This is a genomic window from Corynebacterium sp. KPL2838 (assembly GCF_040225455.1).
Taxonomy (GTDB): Bacteria; Actinomycetota; Actinomycetes; order Mycobacteriales; family Mycobacteriaceae; genus Corynebacterium; species Corynebacterium rhinophilum.
The window spans coordinates 1-18,778 of record NZ_JBEHFT010000037.1 but is presented as its reverse complement, the minus strand read 5'-3'; the positions used below and the strand labels follow the sequence as shown (position 1 = coordinate 18,778).

Annotated in this window: 14 protein-coding genes and 1 pseudogene; 4 read left to right on the top strand and 11 right to left on the bottom strand. The window is 59.4% G+C overall.

Features of this window, described 5'->3' with window-relative positions; translation table 11 throughout:
* A pseudogene (locus ABRP98_RS10090) lies at positions 1–843 on the bottom strand (VaFE repeat-containing surface-anchored protein); the annotation flags it as partial.
* Positions 844–1,952: 1,109 nt separating this feature from the next.
* On the opposite strand from ABRP98_RS10090, the gene ABRP98_RS10085 reads away from it, so the two are divergent.
* Positions 1,953–2,399, top strand: coding sequence for a hypothetical protein (locus tag ABRP98_RS10085; RefSeq protein ID WP_349859052.1), 447 nt, complete (start codon positions 1,953–1,955; stop codon positions 2,397–2,399).
* 135 nt (positions 2,400–2,534) lie between these two features.
* Here the strand turns inward: ABRP98_RS10085 and ABRP98_RS10080 are convergent, their stop codons facing one another.
* Positions 2,535–3,827, bottom strand: coding sequence for an adenylosuccinate synthase (locus ABRP98_RS10080; protein WP_349859050.1), 1,293 nt, complete (start codon positions 3,825–3,827; stop codon positions 2,535–2,537).
* Positions 3,828–3,915: 88 nt separating this feature from the next.
* On the opposite strand from ABRP98_RS10080, the gene ABRP98_RS10075 reads away from it, so the two are divergent.
* Positions 3,916–4,731, top strand: coding sequence for a diacylglycerol kinase family protein (locus ABRP98_RS10075; protein ID WP_349859048.1), 816 nt, complete (start codon positions 3,916–3,918; stop codon positions 4,729–4,731).
* Positions 4,732–4,856: 125 nt separating this feature from the next.
* Here the strand turns inward: ABRP98_RS10075 and ABRP98_RS10070 are convergent, their stop codons facing one another.
* Positions 4,857–6,071, bottom strand: coding sequence for an FUSC family protein (locus ABRP98_RS10070; RefSeq protein WP_349837109.1), 1,215 nt, complete (start codon positions 6,069–6,071; stop codon positions 4,857–4,859).
* Positions 6,072–6,248: 177 nt separating this feature from the next.
* On the opposite strand from ABRP98_RS10070, the gene ABRP98_RS10065 reads away from it, so the two are divergent.
* On the top strand, positions 6,249–7,307 hold the full coding sequence (locus ABRP98_RS10065; protein WP_284785222.1) for an HNH endonuclease signature motif containing protein: 1,059 nt from the start codon (positions 6,249–6,251) through the stop codon (positions 7,305–7,307).
* A gap of 346 nt (positions 7,308–7,653) precedes the next feature.
* On the opposite strand, the gene fbaA is transcribed toward ABRP98_RS10065, so the two are convergent.
* From fbaA to ABRP98_RS10025, 8 genes are all read right to left on the bottom strand, one after another.
* The gene (gene fbaA / locus ABRP98_RS10060) at positions 7,654–8,688 is read right to left on the bottom strand and encodes a class II fructose-bisphosphate aldolase (protein WP_023024081.1); all 1,035 of its coding nucleotides are present in this window, start codon (positions 8,686–8,688) and stop codon (positions 7,654–7,656) included.
* Between the two features lie 184 nt (positions 8,689–8,872).
* Positions 8,873–10,078, bottom strand: coding sequence for a glycoside hydrolase family 76 protein (locus ABRP98_RS10055; protein WP_349859046.1), 1,206 nt, complete (start codon positions 10,076–10,078; stop codon positions 8,873–8,875).
* 53 nt (positions 10,079–10,131) lie between these two features.
* The gene (locus tag ABRP98_RS10050) at positions 10,132–10,851 is read right to left on the bottom strand and encodes a TrmH family RNA methyltransferase (protein WP_349859056.1); all 720 of its coding nucleotides are present in this window, start codon (positions 10,849–10,851) and stop codon (positions 10,132–10,134) included.
* Between the two features lie 4 nt (positions 10,852–10,855).
* The gene (gene pyrE / locus ABRP98_RS10045; RefSeq protein ID WP_349859044.1) at positions 10,856–11,410 is read right to left on the bottom strand and encodes an orotate phosphoribosyltransferase; all 555 of its coding nucleotides are present in this window, start codon (positions 11,408–11,410) and stop codon (positions 10,856–10,858) included.
* 78 nt (positions 11,411–11,488) lie between these two features.
* A complete protein-coding gene (locus ABRP98_RS10040) occupies positions 11,489–13,243 on the bottom strand; it encodes a TtfA family protein (protein WP_349859042.1) in 1,755 nt (584 codons plus the stop codon).
* Between the two features lie 70 nt (positions 13,244–13,313).
* Entirely contained in the window at positions 13,314–14,171 is an 858-nt protein-coding gene (locus tag ABRP98_RS10035; RefSeq protein ID WP_284853706.1) for a sulfurtransferase, read from the bottom strand.
* Positions 14,172–14,215: 44 nt separating this feature from the next.
* The gene (gene clpB, locus ABRP98_RS10030; protein ID WP_349859040.1) at positions 14,216–16,771 is read right to left on the bottom strand and encodes an ATP-dependent chaperone ClpB; all 2,556 of its coding nucleotides are present in this window, start codon (positions 16,769–16,771) and stop codon (positions 14,216–14,218) included.
* A gap of 298 nt (positions 16,772–17,069) precedes the next feature.
* Positions 17,070–18,446 (bottom strand): sodium/glutamate symporter, encoded by a 1,377-nt coding sequence (locus tag ABRP98_RS10025; RefSeq protein ID WP_349859038.1) that lies wholly within the window; start codon positions 18,444–18,446, stop codon positions 17,070–17,072.
* A gap of 132 nt (positions 18,447–18,578) precedes the next feature.
* On the opposite strand from ABRP98_RS10025, the gene ABRP98_RS10020 reads away from it, so the two are divergent.
* The coding region (locus tag ABRP98_RS10020; RefSeq protein ID WP_349859054.1) for an NAD(P)-binding protein at positions 18,579–18,778 on the top strand (200 nt) is incomplete at its 3' end.

Sequence of the window (18,778 nt, the reverse complement as noted above, 5' to 3'; positions counted from 1 at the left end):
GTCACCGGTATCGGTCACCTTAGCACCAGCAACAACCTGATCAGCATCTCCGGCAAACTCAGCCTGAGTAGAAATCTCCGGATTCCTATCCTCGCCGCCGTCGTCGTCAGGGAGTCCGGGCTGATCCGGAGGCAAAACACGCTGGCCGCCGCCCGAGGTATGCTTATAAATTCCGTTTGGCCCGACAATAGTCAGGAATGCATCAGCGGGCTGCTTATCAACTTTAACGCTTGGATCAACATCGAACTGATCGTCAAGGTTTTGAGCGGTAGTCTTTACGATACGAAGCCCCGTCAGCTCTGTAAATTCTTGCGGGCTGCCCTCAAATCCTTGGAAACGCGACACGTTGTTGGCGTCTCCATAGCTTAGGTTTCCGTTTATGAAGTTGATGGCAGCTTCACGACCCGACGGATCAGAAATAATTGCACTCAAATACACAATATATTTCTTCGCCAACTGCTTTTGACCATTTTCCTGTGCATCTCGCAACTTCAGTGCGAGTCCGATAACAGCATCTTGATACTTTGGGTCATCGAAACTTAGAGCACCTGCAGTAGACTTCTTATAGCTACCACCTTTGTGCATTGGGTCCGCCTGCGTGTAGTCAATGCACCAGCCCCACCCAACATCGTTCGCTGCATTTCCAGTGGAGTTTCCCTCAGGTGGCGTACCGGCCCACACCAACGGGCCCCAGCTATCATCCCCAGAATTACGTACGCTCTCGAGCCCCATGTCATAATTCGGTTCGAAGTCCGTCGGCTCAGCAGCCTCAGCCCTTGCCCCCGTGACAGTAACCATAGCCAAAGTTACTGCAATTACAGCAAGAACTGCAGTTAAAGCCACTCTCCCCTCTCGAGGTATTCTTCTCAATTTACTCATTCTTCCCTCTTCAGGCAATCGAATTTTACGGCTGTATTCTTACGCAGTGAGCTACTTTCCTGAGTAAAATCTGAGTTTGAGGCTGGACACACCAAGGATAAACCCAGGGTACAACCCGAATCTTGATTCCTACTCGCTGCTCACCTGGGAGGATACCACGCACAAATGTAAGCCAACAACCAGCCGACTTTATATAATTACACATTGCAAAGCTTTATTAAGCAATATATCTAGAAACCTGAAGTACCCTGAGCTTTTCTTGTTTTTTACCTTGATGTCCAGGTTTATCCAATAAAAACTATTGTTTTTATATTCCTTCTTTAACATTGGCCGACATTCGATAACTCAAGCTTCGGCGGAGCCCACCCTCGTGAGCGTGTCAAGTTGTTTGTGTGCGAAGTCGGGATTATCGATACTTGTCGAAGCGGTTAAAAAGGCTATAACCATGTGGTTGACTGCCCGTTTCCAACCTGATGCTCGTACTCCTTTAACGAGCCTGCTAGCTGTAACCAAGGCCCGTTTGCCTTGTCTCGCCCGCTAGATAGCTCGTTTGCCTTCAATAGTGTAGATCACCAAACACAACTACCTACACCCCCTGCACGCAATGATTAAGAAAACCTCGAAGCGTTTCGCACATCATAGTAAAACGTGCGTAATTCGCGGGAAATTGCACCATCCATAAAAGTCGTGCAGTAACCGGAAGGCCCACTAAAGGATGCAGGAAACCACAATTCGAGCCTACTTTTCTAAAACTCAACAGAAATTGGATAGCGCTTCAATAGTTTGCACCCCATTAAACCCCGTCCATTACCAGCGTCATGTTCTAGCGGTTTCCGGACTTCATTAAAATGTGTTGCATTACACTCAAAATTATATTGTGAGGATTATCATCCTACAATACAGGCAATGTAGGTCTGACATCTCTTATTTAACCAAAAGCATCGCCTTTCGCCAATGACTCCTAAATATATTATTAATGGGGCAGTCAACAAGATAAATTTCACATAGTCACCCACCTTCTACGGTGCTAGTATCTCTAACGGTTTCGAACACTAACCCAGAAAGGATCGGAAATGTCTATTCCTTCTTTTATTGCTAGCGCCATCGCTGCTGTATTGCCTCTAACCGGCAGCACCGGCCCAGTTGACGCCCAAGACCAGCTTGCTGAGCCAGAGGTAACCCAGACCGCTGACGCTGAGCAGTCCACCGACCAGTCCGATGAGCCCGGCGCTCACGCCGAAAAGGGCCGCATCACCGGTGACAAGGAAGATGTAATCAACGGAGACCAGGACTACTCTGCACCCATCTTGCAGAGCGGTAAGTTGGCTGTGCAGCGCGAACTCGCGCTCGCCACTAACGAGCTGGGCCACGAGTTTATGAACATCGACTTCAAGGACAGCCACAGCGCACACCTGACCTTTCCGGACACCTATAACCCGGATACTGACCAGGCAGCCGTGGACCGCGTGCTGGAAGCACTCAAGATCAATGGTTACGACAACCTGACCGCCGCTTACTAAGGCTGAACGGGCGTAGCCTCGGGGAATCCCGAGGATCCAAAATCAGGGGCGAGGTACCTCACCAAGGTACCTCGCCCCTTATTTTTCTTTTATGAGCTCGTAGCTAGTCCGAGCTCATTCAGGCAATCACGTCCGTTACTGGTCGTCCATGACATCGTGGCGCACGATGGTCTGGTCGCGGCCAGGGCCGACACCGATATAGGAGATACGGCAGCCAGACAGCTCCTCCAAACGCAACACGTAATCCTGCGCCTTCTGTGGAAGCTCCTCGAAGGTGGTGCACTCTGAGATATCCTCGTCCCACGCCGGCATGGTTTCAAAAATCGGCTCGGCGTGGTGGAACTGAGACTGGGTAACGGGCATCTCGTCGCAACGCTTGCCGTCAACGTCATAAGCCACGCAGATAGGAATCTCGCCAATGCCGGTAAGCACATCGAGCTTGGTCAAGAAGTAATCCGTAAAGCCATTCACGCGCGTGGCGTAGCGAGCAATCACGGAATCGTACCAGCCACAGCGGCGCGTGCGCCCAGTGTTCACACCAACCTCGCCACCGGTGGTCTGCAGGTACTCGCCCCACTTATCAAAGAGCTCGGTGGGGAACGGGCCGGCGCCAACGCGGGTGGTATAGGCCTTGATAATACCCAGCGAGGTCTTAATCCGCGTCGGTCCAATGCCAGAGCCAACCGATGCCCCACCCGCAGTCGGGTTCGAGGAAGTCACGAACGGGTAGGTGCCGTGGTCAACGTCCAACATGGTGGCCTGGCCGCCCTCCATGAGTACATTCTGGCCATTAGCAAGCGCTTCGTTCAGCTCGAGCTCGGCGTCGATGACCATGGGGCGCAGGCGGTCTCGGTAGCTTAAGAAGTACTCCACAATCTGCTCGGCCTCGATGGCCTTGCGGTTGTACATCTTCACCAGCATCTGGTTCTTAATCTCCAGCGCGGACTCCACCTTCTGGCGCAGGATGGACTCGTCGAAAATATCCTGCACGCGAATACCAATGCGCGCGACCTTATCGGCGTAGGTCGGCCCGATGCCGCGGCCGGTGGTACCGATGGCGCGCTTGCCCAGGAAGCGCTCCTGCACGCGGTCGAGGGTCTGGTGGTACGGCGCCACGAGGTGCGCGTTCGCGGAAATCTTCAGGCGGGAAGCATTCGCCCCGCGCGCTTCCAAGCCATCAATCTCATCAAAGAGCGCCTCGAGGTTAATCACCACGCCATTGCCCAGCACAGGGGTGGCGTTTTCAGAAAGAATACCGGCGGGCAGGAGCTTCAGCTCGTATTTTTCACCGCCTACCACCACGGTGTGCCCGGCGTTATTGCCGCCGTTCGGCTTGACTACGTAGTCAACTTTCCCGCCAAGGATATCGGTAGCCTTGCCCTTGCCTTCGTCGCCCCATTGGGCGCCGACAATGACGATCGCTGCCATCTTTTAAGTCACTTCCTCATTATTGAAGCCAAAATACGCATTTACCTTACACTTTTCTGGCCGCAATAGCCCACGTAGCATGATGTGCATGCGTTTTTTGTTCCTCCGCTGCGGCGCCCCCGGCGTTGATTTGCCCGCAGAGGCCTATGACCTTTCGGCCGTTCCTTCCCGCAAGGAGCTCTCGCTTATCGATGCCGCCGCCACCAACCTCCTCCCCCACGACCCTACGCCTTCGCTTGACGAGATCGCCGCGCAGCCCGATGTCCGCCACCTCGGCGCCCCTGCCGCCGCACCGCAGGAGCCTTATCTGGAGGACCGCCTGCGCATCGTGGTTGCGGGCTCGGATTCGGCGCTGAACGCCGTCATCACCCGGCTCATGCGCGCCGATAACCTGTGGGCCGAGGTAGCGTTCATTCCCACGGGCGAGTCGGCCGCCGCCGCTAATTGGGGCCTGCCCGGCGCGCCACAGGAGGCCCTCGAGCTCGCCCGCACCGCCCCGGTTCGCCCGGTGCCGCTCATTCGCAATGATTCCGGCCAGGCCGTCGCCGGCTCAGCAACCATCTCAGATTGGTCCAATGGTCCGCTTACCGGTGAAATCATCATCGATGATGACACCCTCGCCGCCTCCGGCCGCGGCACTTTTGGCGCGCGGCTCGTCCCCATGACCGATGCCCCTGGCATCCTGGCGGCCCGCGCAACCTCTCCAGTCGAGCCCGAAGGCCGCCTGCGCTCTCTGCTGCGCAAGCCCGGCCGCCTCGACCCGGATTCCGTCCACGCCGGCCGCGCGGTCCAGGCAGGCGGTCCCCAACTGCGCGTGCTTGTCGATGCCATCCCCCACAAACGCCCCCTCACCCGCGTCACCTTCTACCGCCACCTGCGCGACCTCCAAGTAGTGCGCCCCTAGTCCACCCGTCACAGCTAACGCCGGTTCAGCCAGCTCACCCCGTCTCCGCCGACTCGGCCCTCGGTTGACTCAGCTCGCACAACTCGGCAAGCGCCCCGCTCAGCGGATATGCGGGCGAGGTCCTGCTAATTCTGTCCCTTCTGCTTATCTTTACGCTCCCACACCTCTGGCGGGAACGCCGGGTGCGTAGAGGTAGGAACCAGGTGCGCGACGGCCGACTCGCGCGAGAGCCCGCACACCATGAGCATGTCCACAACGATGGACCTCGTCTGCGCGAGGATCGTATATGCAGAAAGCGTCGCGTCTTCTTCGATAAGATCCATGCCCGCTTGACCGCCCACGTAGCGCAGCCGCTGCACGAGTTCGGGTATCTCTATCGCCTCATCGTGGTCCCGCTTTTGCCGGCCGTAAAGCTCTCCCACCGCGAGGATAATTTCTGATAGTTCTTCCAAGAGCTCTAACTGCTTTTCGGACACGGTATCGCCGTCTTCAGTAAGCACTAGCGCGCGGCGCGATAGCACCCGCACCCCGCGCACCGCGTTATCTACCGGCAACAAGATGCGCTCCAGGGACCGAATGCTCCTGCGCGAGGTCCACAAAAGCGGCGATACTTCCGATGCCTCCCTCCCCGACTGCGCCGCACTCAACAGCGTATTCACATCATTTTGCGTGCCGCGCACCGCATCGCGGGCATCGCGAATGATCTCGGGATTGGTATCGCGGATGCCATGCGTGACGTCGTTAAGAATGCTCGATGCAATCCTCAGCACCTTCGATACCTCCCGCCGAGCCTCCTTCAACGGGGAATTCGGGATAAGCGCAATCGTGATAAGCCCAATGCCGGAACCAATCATCGCGTCGATGGCCCGGTGCAGGCCACCCGGTCCCTCGGTGGGCGGAAAAATCGTGGCAATAAGGATGGAACCAAAGACAATCTGGTTGGACACCAGCGGCGATTTCGTAATAAAAGACCCCACAACCAGGCCTGCTCCCACAATGAAGAGGATCTGGAACGGCCCCTGCCCCACCACTTGGAACAGCAAATCGCCCAAGGCCACGCCGACGATGCCGCCCAGTGACATCTCCACTGCCCTTTTCATCCTGTCCCCGCCCGAAAGCCCCAGAATGATGACAGCCGAGATGGGCGCGAAGAACGGCTGCGGATGCCCAAAGAGGGAGCTAGCCACCCAATACGCCAATGCGGCACCGACGGTGGCCTGGATTATATAAACGAAGCGCGAACGGATGCGTTGCAGACGCGATAATACTGAACGGTCCACCACCCGCAGCATTTGCCTCGTTGAGACTCTTTGTTTCGCTTCCGACATGTCCTCCAGCATAGAAGACCGCTGTCTACCACCGCCCCCGAATACCCGCATCCCGGCCTGCGCCAGGTTGTGGATAACCCGCTGTATGCGTGCGACACCAACCCCCGCCGCGCGAGAATTCCACAGAATCGCCGTTTCGCCTTACCCATCCATTGCCGCGTACCCGTTCCGCTTTTACCGTCAGGAGCCGTGAACACAGAATTTTTACAACTTTGCCGTCGCGGTGTGGACCTCGTCGCCGAGTTTCAGGGATGCTCCGAACAGCAGCTCATCGAAGCCGGCGCCAGTCAACTCCTCGCCGCGCAACTCGCCCGCCTCCAGCACACATATTTCGGCCGCACCTCCAATAGCCGCAAGCAGCGCCTTGCTTGCGAGGCCGCTCGTTCTCGCGGCCACGACCTCGCCATCCTCGAAAGCATCGAGTCTTTCGCCCACCGCGTGAAAGACACCAACCGCAGTTGGGATCTTCGCCTAGAGCTCTGCCGCGCAGAAGCCCACCTGATTCCGGCAATCGCAAAGAAGCGCCTCAAACAGCTCAATCCCGCCAAGCGTCCCTCGCACGGCGTCCGCTATACCCGACGCCCCGATGGTCCCCACACCATCTCCATCACCGCGGAGCCCACTGATATCGCGGATATCAAGGGCGTTCTCGCTTCCGTGGATAAGGAAAACCCGCTCGCAGCCGCCAAGCAGGTCATCCTCGAGGGCAATCCCGGCGCGCTGCCTGCGGTGCATACCAATGTGATCATCACCCTTGACCAGCTAGACCGCATCACTGCTGGCCAGGGCGATGACATCATGCTTCAGCTTTCCAACGGCGCGCGCATGTCCGGCGCCCAGCTCGTCGCCCGGACCCTCGCCCAACGCGGTTACGTCAGCTTGGTCCATCCTGAGCACGGCGCGGTGAACCTGTATCGCACCGAGCGCATGGCCAGCTGGAAGCAGCGCATGCTAGCCCGCGCGGAACATCCTATTTGCGCTTGGCCCGGCTGCTCCACGCCTGCCGATGACGCTCAAGTCCACCACCTCACCGCCTGGGCCGCCGGCGGCCCCACGAACCAAGAAAACCTCGTAACGCTCTGCGCTCATCACAATGCGGTGAATCAAGATGATGATTCCCGCCCCACCGCACGCGGGCGCATGGTTCGCATCAAGGGCCGCATCGCCTGGATCCCGCCGTGGAGCGGCAACCCGCGGTTTATCCCCTCACCCGCCTATTCACCACGACCAACAAGGAGTTCTACCTAGCTTTCACCTACCCAGTCTGGCTGGTCCGCCTAGTCCACTGGTCCCGCTGTACCTGCCGTGCCAGCTTGGCCTTGCCAGCCTATATTTCTTCCCAATCTCGCTGGCATCGCTGGTTGGGCCGGCATAGCTTGTCTGGCTGATCTGGCATACCTGCCTGCTCTGTCTCATCTCCGGCAAGGCCCCGCCGCGTGCTCGCGCCCCACAGATAGGCCCAGCGATAGGGCTAGAAATGGGACTAGAAACAGGAAAAGCCGCCTCCCGCATAGGGGAAGCGGCTACTTCGTCGTGCCTTCTGCGATGTCGCGCCTTCGGCTTCAGCTCAACATAGAGCTAGTTTCGACTCGTCCTACTTGGCAGTGGTCTTACCCACGGAGTGGAGGTCCTGGCATGCCTCGATGACGCGCTCGGACATACCCTGCTCTGCCTTCTTCAGGTAAGAGCGTGGGTCGTAGACCTTCTTGTTGCCTACCTCGCCGTCAATCTTGAACACGCCGTCGTAGTTTTCCATCATGTGGCGAGCTACTGGGTTGGTAAACGCATACTGGGTATCGGTGTCCACGTTCATCTTGATGACGCCGTAGCGCAGCGCCTCTTCGATCTTCTCCTTCTCAGAGCCGGAACCTCCGTGGAATACGAAGTCAAAGGCGTGCTCGCCCTCGCTCAGGCCGAGCTTCTTCTGCGCAACCTTCTGGCCCTCCAGCAGAACCTCGGGGCGCAGCTTCACGTTGCCCGGCTTGTAGACGCCGTGCACGTTACCGAAGGTAGCGGCCAACAGGTAGCGGCCCTTCTCGCCGGTGCCCAGTGCATCGATGGTCTTTTCAAAGTCTTCCGGGGTCGTGTACAGGTTATCGCCGGCCTTGGCTTCGACACCGTCTTCTTCACCGCCGACAACGCCAATCTCTGCCTCGAGAATGATGTGTGCCTTCTTCGCCTTTTCCAGAAGCTCCTGGGCGATGACCAAGTTTTCATCGATCGGAATAGCAGAGCCGTCCCACATGTGGGACTGGAACAGCGGGTTCTCGCCGCGGTCGACGCGCTCCTGGGAGATGGCCATCAGCGGACGAACGTAATCATCCAGAACTTCCTTCTGGCAGTGGTCGGTGTGCAGGGCGATATTGACGCCGTAGTGCTTCGCTGCCTCGTGTGCGAAGGCGGCTAGGGCCTGAGCACCTTTAACCTTGTTCTTGACCGCGAGGCCAGAGCCGAACTCTGCACCACCGGTGGAGAATTGGATGATGCCGTCAGACTCTGCCTCGGCAAAGCCCTTCAGTGCTGCGTTGATCGTTTCAGACGAGGTGCAGTTGATGGCTGGGAATGCGAAGCCGTTCTGCTTCGCAGTGTCCAGCATCTGGTTATACGCCTCGGGAGTTGCAATTGGCATGAAATTCCATCCTTAAGTGGGATTGCGGTCAAACACGTTCCAACACCCAATTATGCCCACATTTCCAGATTTCCGCCGCAAAATTTGTGTGACATTTCCTGTGTTTACTGCCCAACTCTCAAAAATACAGCGCCCCCACACGGCAAACCCCGCGCTAGGTGTTTAACAGCACTGTTAAACACGGTTAATCGCGACCCGATTTTTCATGCAGGTCACGAGCTACCCGGGCGCACGCCTCCAGAAGCATCCACCCAGACAGCTGCACGGATAGGTCGCGCTCATCCACGCGAATGATGCCCATCTTTTCACTGACGGTCGTGTGCCCGAAGCCGTAGTTATGCGGTAGGCGGGCATCGGCAGTCCAATCAGAGCCAAAAATTGGCAGGCCATCGACCTCGAGCCGGTGCTCCCACACGGATTCGGCAGACGCCACGACCATGCGGGTCGCCAACTTTTTGGTGGCCCGGTTCGCGGGCGAGTCTCCGGGCAACCGCACGGCAACATCAGCAAGATAGCGCATCAGGATGCCCTTAAACAGGCCGCCATCACCATCACCGGTCTCCCAATCCACGACGCCAGACGGAGTCGCCATCCCGGAAGCAATAGCCTGCACCAGGCCACGGATCTTGATGATGTAGCTCATCATCTCGGATGCCAGCTCGGCCTCGTAAACGCTGTCGATCTGCTCCAGCTTGCCGATGCTCGACTCCTCCCGCATCGCCAACACAATCTCCAGGCATGCCCCCAACATCACGCCTTGGCAATACGGGTGGACTTGTTTGACGATCTCAGGGCCATCCATGCGCATGCGCACGCCGTCCATGATGAAGCCATCTTCATTCACCAGGTTGTCGTAGACCCAGTCAACAATGCGGCGGGCCGCGGTAATCTTTCCCATCCGCGCCAGCATGATGGCTCCGGGCCCATTGGCCGGCACGTTCATGAAGTTCTCGCCATCACGCCACGGCAATATGCCCAGTGAGTCATCGAGGCCCTCGGTGATATTTCCCTGCAAAGACGATAACGCCTTGGGCGGTTTCATCTTTTTTACCTCGCCCACGCGCCCTAGGGCGAGGGCGAGCCAGGCTTTGTCATCGAAGTACTTATTCTTGGTCAGCTGCGCAAGATTCCGCACGCGAATCCCGCGCATGGTGTCAAGGATGCGCTGGCGGCGGGCCTTAGTATTCTTCCGCTCCGCCGCATCGACGAGGCAATCGAGGTAGTGCGCCTGCCACCAGTAGTGCCAGTGCACGAGGAGCTTTTCTTTCGTGGTGGGCGGCCAGCTGACGATGGCGAGGTTGGTTCGCGGCAGGCCCCATACGGAATGCGCATGGCGCTCATCAATGGCGGTTTCCGCGAGTTCGGCGCGGTGGGCCCACTTTTCTTCCACGATTTCTTTATCACTCCAGTAGCAAGGTTTATTACAGTTAGTGTAACGATCTCTTACCAGGAATTGTTCAGATCGGCGTGCTGCCGGATCCAAGTATGCATGGCGATGCCCGCGGCCACGCCCGCGTTGATGGACCGCGTAGAGCCAAATTGCGCGATGGAGCAGGTCATCAGGGCGGCATCTTGCGCGGCGGCGCTGACGCCGGGGCCTTCTTGCCCGAATAGCAGCAGGCTGCGTTCCGGCAGTTCGGCGGTTTCGAGGGGCACGCAACCGGGGGTGTTATCTATGGCCACGACCGTGAGGTCTTCCTCGGCCGCCCAGGCAATGAGCTTATCGACGCTCTCATGGTGCCGCAGATGTTGATACCTATCTGTCACCATGGCACCGCGGCGGTTCCACCGGCGCCGCCCCACAATGTGGACGGTATCGACGGCAAAGGCGTTGGCGGTGCGCACGACGGTGCCGATATTGGCGTCATTTTCAAAGTTCTCGATGGCGATATGCAGGCTGTGCCGCCGCTTATCGATGTCCCCCTTAATCGCCTCCCTCCGCCAATACCGATACGCGTCGACGACATTGCGCCGATCGCCCTCGCGCAGGAGCTCCGGATCGTATTTTTCCGCATCCGGCCCTTGCGGCCAGGGCCCTTCCCAGGGCCCCACGCCGTGGCGGCCCTCATTCCATTCGGTCGGCCCCTTCGCCTCTTCGGACCGTTCTTGTTGCGCAGTACTCTCGCCGCGCACACCCTGCCCGGCCTGGCGTGCCTGGTCCATCTCGTTACGCGAGTCCAAGGTCATCCAGGCCAAGCAGGGAACGGTATTCAAGGCCCTTGGCCGAGATGACGTTCTCGGCGCCGGTGGCGCGGTCAACGACGGTAGCTACGCCAACTACTTCTGCTCCAGCCTCGCGCAATGCGGCGACTGCCGTAAGTGGCGAGTTGCCGGTCGTGGTGGTGTCCTCGACCACCAACACCTTCTTTCCGGTCACATCCGCGCCCTCGATGCGGCGCTGCATGCCGTGCTTCTTGGCTTCTTTGCGCACGACGAAGGCGTCGATATCGCGGCCCTCGGCATGCATGATGGAGGTCGCTACCGGGTCCGCGCCAAGGGTTAGTCCTCCGACGGCCGCAAAATCCCAATCCGCGGTGAGCTCGCGAAGCAAGGACCCGATGAGACGGGAGGCTTCGTGGTGCAAGGTCGCACGGCGCAAATCAACGTAGTAATCGGCCTCTTTGCCCGAGGACAACGTCACCTTGCCGTGCACAACGGCAAGCTCCTTGACCAGTTCCGCGAGACGCTTCTTCTTGTCTTCTTGCAGGTGCACTTCAGTCATCGCATTGCTCCTTTTCTAGAGTCTTCTTCGGAGTGTGAGGGAAATCCCTGGCTATGTGGGCCAACGCAACATTCTAGGCTACTCCCCCTGCTGCGGCCCGGAATCGTCACCGCGGTCTGTATCCTCTTTCTCCCGTCCAGCGGCCGAGCCACTGACGTCTCGGGAGGCAGCGTCGAGGCCGTCGCCAGAAGCATCTCCCGAAGCGTCGCCGAAGATGGAAGCCTCCCCAAATTGCTGGCGCGGCAGGCGGGCAGTGCCTGAGTCGGGCGTGGGGCGTTCATTGCCATCGGCAATGGCATCGACCTCGTCCGCCCCAATCGCCGTGTGTTCAACCGGGCCGCGGGTCTCGGAGTACGTGCGCGAGGGCATATCCAACGGTTCCTCCGGCCGTTGAATGACCGGCCGGGAAAACTCCGGCTGCCCCGCCGCCGCTGTTCCACCCACCGCATCGACCACAGGTGCCGCGGGAATTTCCCTGGCTGGATCCAAGTCCTCAAGGTGAATGGTATGCACGGAGGAGGAACGGGGTGGGAGGACGCGGGAAGCATCGGCAAGTAAAGCCAGGGGCGGGAGCATTGCCTCCCAATCCGCGGTGCGCGAATGCTTGGTGGTTTGTGCCAAAACCCACTCGGTTTCCAGCCACAGCGCCGACACCACCTCCGGCATGCGTTGCAGTGCGATGCGCACGCGTTCGTCTACCATCCGCTCCGTCACGCCGCGATCGGAGGAATACACATCGAAACCTTCGATGCTCATGGCCATTAACAGGTCCTCGGACATTTCGGCCTCCTGGCTGCCGAAACGCTGGAAATCAATGACCACATCCGATGCCGCTCCCGTCCGCATCGCCATCACATTCACGCCGTCGATATCCATCAGCAACATTTCGTGGCCATACACGTTGCCGGCAACGATGTCTTTCGGCGCGGCGCCGGAGGAGGCCACTCCCCTTGTCCATTCATCGACAAGGTACTGGTCCGACTTCATGTACTCAAAGCCCCGGGTCTCCGCCCAGTTCTTGCGCTCCCGACGAATGGTGCCAGGGATAAGCGGCCGCGGCCGCCCTACCGGCTTAGGCTTTGCGTGACCTTCCGGTTGTTCTTCAGTCCCCTCTTGGCCTGCCTCTTCGAGGGAGTCATCCGCACCCGATTCCGTTTCTGCGCCAGCTTCCGACGTCTCTTCGGTGTTGCCTGCGGTGTGAGCACGGCCAGCACTGCCAGCACTGCCAGTATCACTGGTACTGCCGGCGTTATCGGAACTGCTGGTGCTGTCGGAGCCGGTTGCATGGGCGTCATTGGGGCCGGCGGTAGAGGCGGTGGCGTTGGCGGCAGTGGCAGCAGTGGCGGCGCTACCTTTTACAACGCCATTATCTGAAACAGCCTCGGAGTCGTTAGCGCGGGCTTCGTCGCTGGCATTGGCGTCACTGGCGCTATCTTCACTCGCCCTGTCATCACCGCTGCGGCCTGATTCGCCTGCAGCGCGATGGTGACGGCCTGAAGAGGTAGCGGAGGAAGAATCGGATTCAACATCGGGGGACGGCGAGTACTTCGCCGCGAAACCGGGGTGGTCCTCAGTACCGCCTTCGCTCTCAGGATCTGTAACGGCCTCAGAGCCTGCGGCGTCTTCCGCATCCTCTTCAGTTTCCCCCTTAGTTTCGGGGCGTGCGTGGGAAGGCGCATCCTGGTCTTCCCAGGTGTCCCAGCCTTTCCGGTCGTGCTGGGATGCAGTATCGCGCTGGGCATCGGCTACGCGCTGCGTGCGGTCGTAGTACAGCAAAAAGCCACCGGCGATGCCGAGCACGAGGGCGAAAATCAGGAGTAAAGAAGCCATCATCTCCCGATAATAATAGGTACCGGCACCCCACGGTGCCGGTACCAGTCGGAATCGGAGCGATTAATTGGAATTAATCGTCAACCGAAGTCCTATCCCCGCGTTCCACTGGGTTGGTCGGGTCTGCAGACCACTGCGACCAGCCACCGATGTAGTGACGCAGGCCGGTAAATCCTGCGTCCTCCATCGCTGCGAGTGCCAGCGCGGAGTGGTTGCCCGAACCGGAATAGATAATTGCGTCCTTGGTGTTTTCCTGGGTCAATCCAGCCGCGGCCAGCACCTCACGGATTTCATCCGGGGACTTCAACGTACGCACCCCATCGTTGTGGAAGAGGCGCTCGGGAACATTGACCGCACCCGGGATGTGGCCCGCCTTCAAGTCTAGGTTCTCGCGGCGGCCGGCAAAGCGGTTGCTCGAACGGGTATCGATGAGCACGCCATCATGCTCGCGGACGTCATCAATCGTGGCGGTAGGCAGCTGGCCGGGAGTGACCTCGAACGTCGAGCCGACCGCGATATTGCCCGGCCCCGTCAGGGTTTGGTAACCGTGCGCGAGCCAGTTTTCCAGACCGCCATCGAGGATGCGCACATCAGTCAGGCCTGCCCACCGCAGCGTCCACCACGCACGGCCAGCAAAAAGCCCGCGGCCTTCGTCATAGACCACCACGGGGCGGTCTTCCTGCAGGCCCCAAGAACGGATCCAGGACTGCAACTTATCTTCGTCCGGAAGCGGGTTGCGGCCATTGCGCGAGCCGGGAAGGCCGACGAAGGCCGCGCCGGTATCACCAAAAAGTGCGGTGGGAATGTGCTGGGAAGCAAAGTCGATGAAGCTTTGGCCCGTCTTGGGCTGCCAGTGGGTGCCGAGGAGGGTGAAACGATCGCCGTGGTAGATGGATTCTTTGAGTTCCTGCGGGGAAACTAAAATGCTCATGCCTTCCAGTCTAAAGGCATGAGCATTATTTTTCGCCCGGTAATTTAGCGAGCAGAAATATCCAGCTCCGCGCCGCCATCGGCGACGTCAACGTGGACGGTATCGCCATCGGCAATATCGCCAGCCAAAAGCTTCTTCGCTAGCTTGTCACCGATAGCCTGCTGGATGGTCCGGCGCAGCGGGCGGGCACCGTAGGCGGGGTCATAGCCGCGGTCAGCCAACCAGGACTTGGCGGAATCGGATACCTGCAGCGTCAGGCGGCGGGCCTCCAGGCGCTCGGTGAGACCGCGCAGCTGGATGTCCACGATGCCGCGCAGCAGCTCCTCCGACAACGGCTCGAACATCACCACATCATCGAGGCGGTTGATGAACTCCGGCTTGAAGGCACGCTTTACGGCCTCCATGGTTTCGTCCTTCGTACCGCCAGCGCCCAGGTTGGACGTCAAAATGATGACGGTATTGCGGAAGTCGACGGTGCGACCCTGGCCATCGGTAAGCCGCCCCTCATCCAGGACCTGGAGGAGGACGTCGAAGACGTCGGGGTGGGCCTTTTCCACTTCGTCGAAAAGCACGAGCGTATAAGGCCGACGCCGCACGGCCTCGGTGAGCTGGCCACCGGCTTCGTGGCCGACGTATCCCGGAGGGGCACCGACGAGCCGGGAGACGGAGTGCTTCTCGCCGTACTCGGACATATCGATGCGCACCATGGCGGATTCATCGTCGAAGAGGAAATCCGCCAGCGCCTTAGCCAGCTCCGTCTTACCCACGCCGGTAGGGCCGAGGAAGAGGAAAGAGCCGGTCGGGCGGTTGGGGTCAGCCACGCCCGCGCGGGAGCGACGCACGGCATCGGAAACGGCGGTCACGGCCTCGCGCTGGCCGACGACCCGCTTGCCCAACACCGCCTCCATGTTCAGCAGCTTCTCGGTCTCGCCCTGCAACATCTTGCCGGCGGGAATGCCGGTCCACGCGGAGACGACCTCCGCGATGGTATCCGGGCTGACCTCCTCATCCAGCATGGTATTGCGCTGGGCGGCGGCCTTTTCCTCGGCTGCTGCCAGGTCCTTTTCCAGCGGCGGGATCTTGCCGTAGTTGATCTCGGAGGCTAGTGCGAGGTCGCCATCGCGCTCGGCAATTTCTGCTTGGCGGCGGAGATCGTCGAGTTCCTCCTTGATATCCTGCACTTCATCGATGGCCTTCTTCTCGTTGGCCCAGCGCGCCTTGAGCTCGCCGAGCTTTTCGCGCTGGTCCGCGAGCTCGCCTTGCAGGGCGGCCAGGCGGTCCTGGGAGGCGGCGTCGGATTCCTTCTTCAGCGCGAGCTCTTCGATCTCCATGCGGCGAACGATGCGCTCAAGCTCATCGATTTCCTGCGGCGACGAGTCGATTTCCATGCGCAGGCGGGAACCGGCTTCATCGACTAGGTCGATGGCCTTATCCGGCAGGAAGCGGTTGGTGATGTAGCGGTTCGATAGCTCCGCTGCAGACACCAAGGCGGAGTCCATGATGCGCACGCCGTGGTGCACCTCGTAGCGCTCCTTGAGCCCGCGCAGGATTCCGATGGTGTCTTCCACGGACGGCTCTGCGGCGTAGACCTGCTGGAAACGGCGCTCGAGGGCGGCGTCCTTTTCGATGTACTTGCGGTACTCATCCAGCGTGGTTGCACCGACGAGGCGCAGCTCGCCGCGGGCCAGCATGGGCTTGATCATGTTGCCGGCGTCCATGGAGCCTTCTCCGGTAGCGCCGGCGCCGACGATGGTGTGCAGCTCATCGATGAAGGTAATGATTTCGCCCTCAGACTGCTTAATCTCATCCAGGACAGCCTTGAGGCGCTCCTCGAACTCGCCGCGGAACTTGGCGCCGGCGACCATGGAGCCGAGGTCCAGGCTGATAAGCGTCTTGCCCTTCAGGGACTCGGGGACATCGCCAGCCACGATGCGGCGGGCCAGGCCCTCAACGATCGCAGTCTTGCCGACGCCCGGTTCACCAATCAGCACCGGATTATTCTTCGTCCTGCGCGAAAGCACCTGGACGACGCGCCGGATTTCCTGATCGCGCCCGATAACCGGGTCGATCTTTCCCTCGCGCGCTCGCGCGGTGAGGTCGGTGGCGTACTTTTCCAACGCCTGGAATTGGTCCTCCGGGTTCTCCGAGGTCACCTTGGCGGCCCCGCGCACGGACGGGAAGGCGCCCTTGATGGCGTCGTAGGTTGCGCCGCGTCCGGTCAGCAACTCGGCGGCGTCGGTCTTCGAACCGGCGATGGCGGCGAGGAGGACTTCGGTGGACACGAACTCATCGCCAAGCTCGCCCGCCAATTCCTGCGACTTGGTCAGTACGTTCAGGCCATCCCGGTTGAATTGCGGGTTAGACATATTGGCGCCCTCGGCGCTGGGATAAGAGTTAACCAGCTCGCGCGCTTCCTTCAACACGGTATCCGGGTCAACGCCGGTGGCCTTAAGCACCGGCGCGGCGATGCCGCCTTCCTGCCCAAGAATGGCCGCCAGCAAGTGCGCCGGGCGGATATCCGGGTTGCCATTCGCGGACGCGGTCTGCAGGGCTTCCTGCAGCGCCTCTTGTGTCTTGGTGGTGGGGTTAAAAGAACTCATGTGTACGTTTCTCCTTCTAAGATTTATTCATCCATTTTAAGGATTCACTTGGTATAACGCACATAAAGTTGAGCCTATTCCACTCAACCCGAACCTTTTGAGCCCATCCGGCTCAACTTTCCGGTTTCTGCCACAACAGCCCTACCGAAGTCCGGCCGGCCCAGTAGTGGGGGCGCACGGTGTAATCGAGGTGGGGCTTAGGGGGCACCGGCAAGCAAGCGAATTGGCGGCACGCCAAAGCCGGGCCGCCACACCAAAAATGTGGGAGCCCGGCTTGCACAGAGTGGATTTGTGAAGGCTAAGTTTCTTGTTTCTGGCCCACGTGGCCGATGCCCTCTTTGAAAATCGTGCCGCGCGGCGGAAGCAAGCCCATGAATTTGAACGTCAGGTACACGCCGATGGAAATGGCCAGCGAGACTGCACCGAACGCGCCGGTAAACCCGTACATCACGGCCATCGGCGCGATGATGGTCCACGAAATCTCGAAGGGGCCGAAGCCGATGTAGGCCATGCCGTATTCGGAAAGCGTTCCGGATTTCAGCTTCGGATCGACGATCTTAAGCACGGCGATGCCGGTAGCCACGGTAGCCGTCGCCCAGCCCCAGCCGAAGATGCCGCGCTCGATCCAGCGCTCGCCAAAGAACTCGGCGGGGAACCACATCAAGAAGAAGGTACAGAAGATGGTGCCCAGAATGAACAGAACAAGCAGCGCCTGCCAGTAGGAAGCGATAGCGGCAGGAACAATGGCGGCCACACCGAAGGCGATGAGATAGTCGGTAGCGGCACCAGAGATGGAGGATACGGAATCCTTATCCAGGTAATCCTCGGCGCCGACGAAGTTCATGATGGCGCGGAAGATGAGGCCGATAACCATGGACATCGCAAAGAGCGGGATGGAAACATTTTCCCAAATGCTGGAAATGCCCTTATTGACGCCGTACGCCGTCATAACCGTGAGGATGATGAAGCCGAAGTGCAGCGCTAGCGGCTCGATGGAAGAAGGGTTGGTGGTGGCGCGACCAAGGGAGGGGCGCTCATCTAGGTTCTTGATATAGCCGCGGCGAATCTCTTCCGGCAGCTCCTTGGGCACGTAGGACACCTTACCCTTACGGATACCCCAGTTACCAGCAATAACGCCGCCGATAATCGCGGCCAGCGTGCCGACGGTCGCAGAAGTAAAGCCCAACGACGACGCCGCCTCGGCACCGACGCCCTCCAGCGCGCCACCCACAGCTGCGGCCGTGCCGAAGCCGCCGGTAAAGCCAACGGGCAGCATCATGCCAAACCAGTTGGGGGTATCAAAGACTGGGGCGAAAAAGAGCAAGCCCAGCACGATGAAAAGGCCCCACTGGCCGGTAAACATCATGGTGGAAAAGCCCCACATATTGCGCGCACCCTTGCCCATGTTGCCGCCGACTTCCATGGAATACGCCATCGAGGCAAAGACCACGGCAATGAGGATGGAGGTGTAGTCGCCGAGGTTATCGGAGAAGTTGATCCAGCCCAGCACGTTGGGCCCGACGAGCAGGCCGATCAGGCCGGCGGTAATGGGGGCAGGCAGCAATAAGTCCTGGAAGATAAACTTCACTTGGTGGCGCAAAATATTGCCGATGACCATGAGTAAGGAAATCCAACCCACGTCCAGCATGAGCGTATAAGCGGAAAAATCTTCCATGGGAATCCTTTCTAGCTGTGCAGTTATGGCAGGTCGCTCACGTGCAGCGAGCGCGCAGATAAAAAGTACATTACATATCATGTAGTGAGCCACAACATACGGCGGATTTTTCACCCCCGCTACAATGGCACGGTGGAGCACTACCTCAGCATCATCATCATCGGCGCGGGCCAGGCAGGCTTGGCGACGGCCCACCAGCTCACCTCCCGCGGCCTTATCCCCGCCCAAGGCTTTTTGCTTATCGATGCCAACCCCGCCCCCGGCGGCGCCTGGCGTCACCGGTGGGATTCCCTGACGCTGGGAAAGGCCCATAACATCGCGAGCCTGCCGGG

Coding starts and splice junctions, on each gene's coding strand:
- ABRP98_RS10085 (WP_349859052.1), top strand. CDS start 1,953: ATGTCTATTCCTTCTTTTATTGCTAGCGCCATCGCTGCTGTATTGCCT.
- ABRP98_RS10080 (WP_349859050.1), bottom strand. CDS start 3,827: ATGGCAGCGATCGTCATTGTCGGCGCCCAATGGGGCGACGAAGGCAAG.
- ABRP98_RS10075 (WP_349859048.1), top strand. CDS start 3,916: ATGCGTTTTTTGTTCCTCCGCTGCGGCGCCCCCGGCGTTGATTTGCCC.
- ABRP98_RS10070 (WP_349837109.1), bottom strand. CDS start 6,071: ATGCTGGAGGACATGTCGGAAGCGAAACAAAGAGTCTCAACGAGGCAA.
- fbaA (WP_023024081.1), bottom strand. CDS start 8,688: ATGCCAATTGCAACTCCCGAGGCGTATAACCAGATGCTGGACACTGCG.
- ABRP98_RS10050 (WP_349859056.1), bottom strand. CDS start 10,851: ATGGACCAGGCACGCCAGGCCGGGCAGGGTGTGCGCGGCGAGAGTACT.
- pyrE (WP_349859044.1), bottom strand. CDS start 11,410: ATGACTGAAGTGCACCTGCAAGAAGACAAGAAGAAGCGTCTCGCGGAA.
- ABRP98_RS10040 (WP_349859042.1), bottom strand. CDS start 13,243: ATGATGGCTTCTTTACTCCTGATTTTCGCCCTCGTGCTCGGCATCGCC.
- ABRP98_RS10035 (WP_284853706.1), bottom strand. CDS start 14,171: ATGAGCATTTTAGTTTCCCCGCAGGAACTCAAAGAATCCATCTACCAC.
- clpB (WP_349859040.1), bottom strand. CDS start 16,771: ATGAGTTCTTTTAACCCCACCACCAAGACACAAGAGGCGCTGCAGGAA.
- ABRP98_RS10025 (WP_349859038.1), bottom strand. CDS start 18,446: ATGGAAGATTTTTCCGCTTATACGCTCATGCTGGACGTGGGTTGGATT.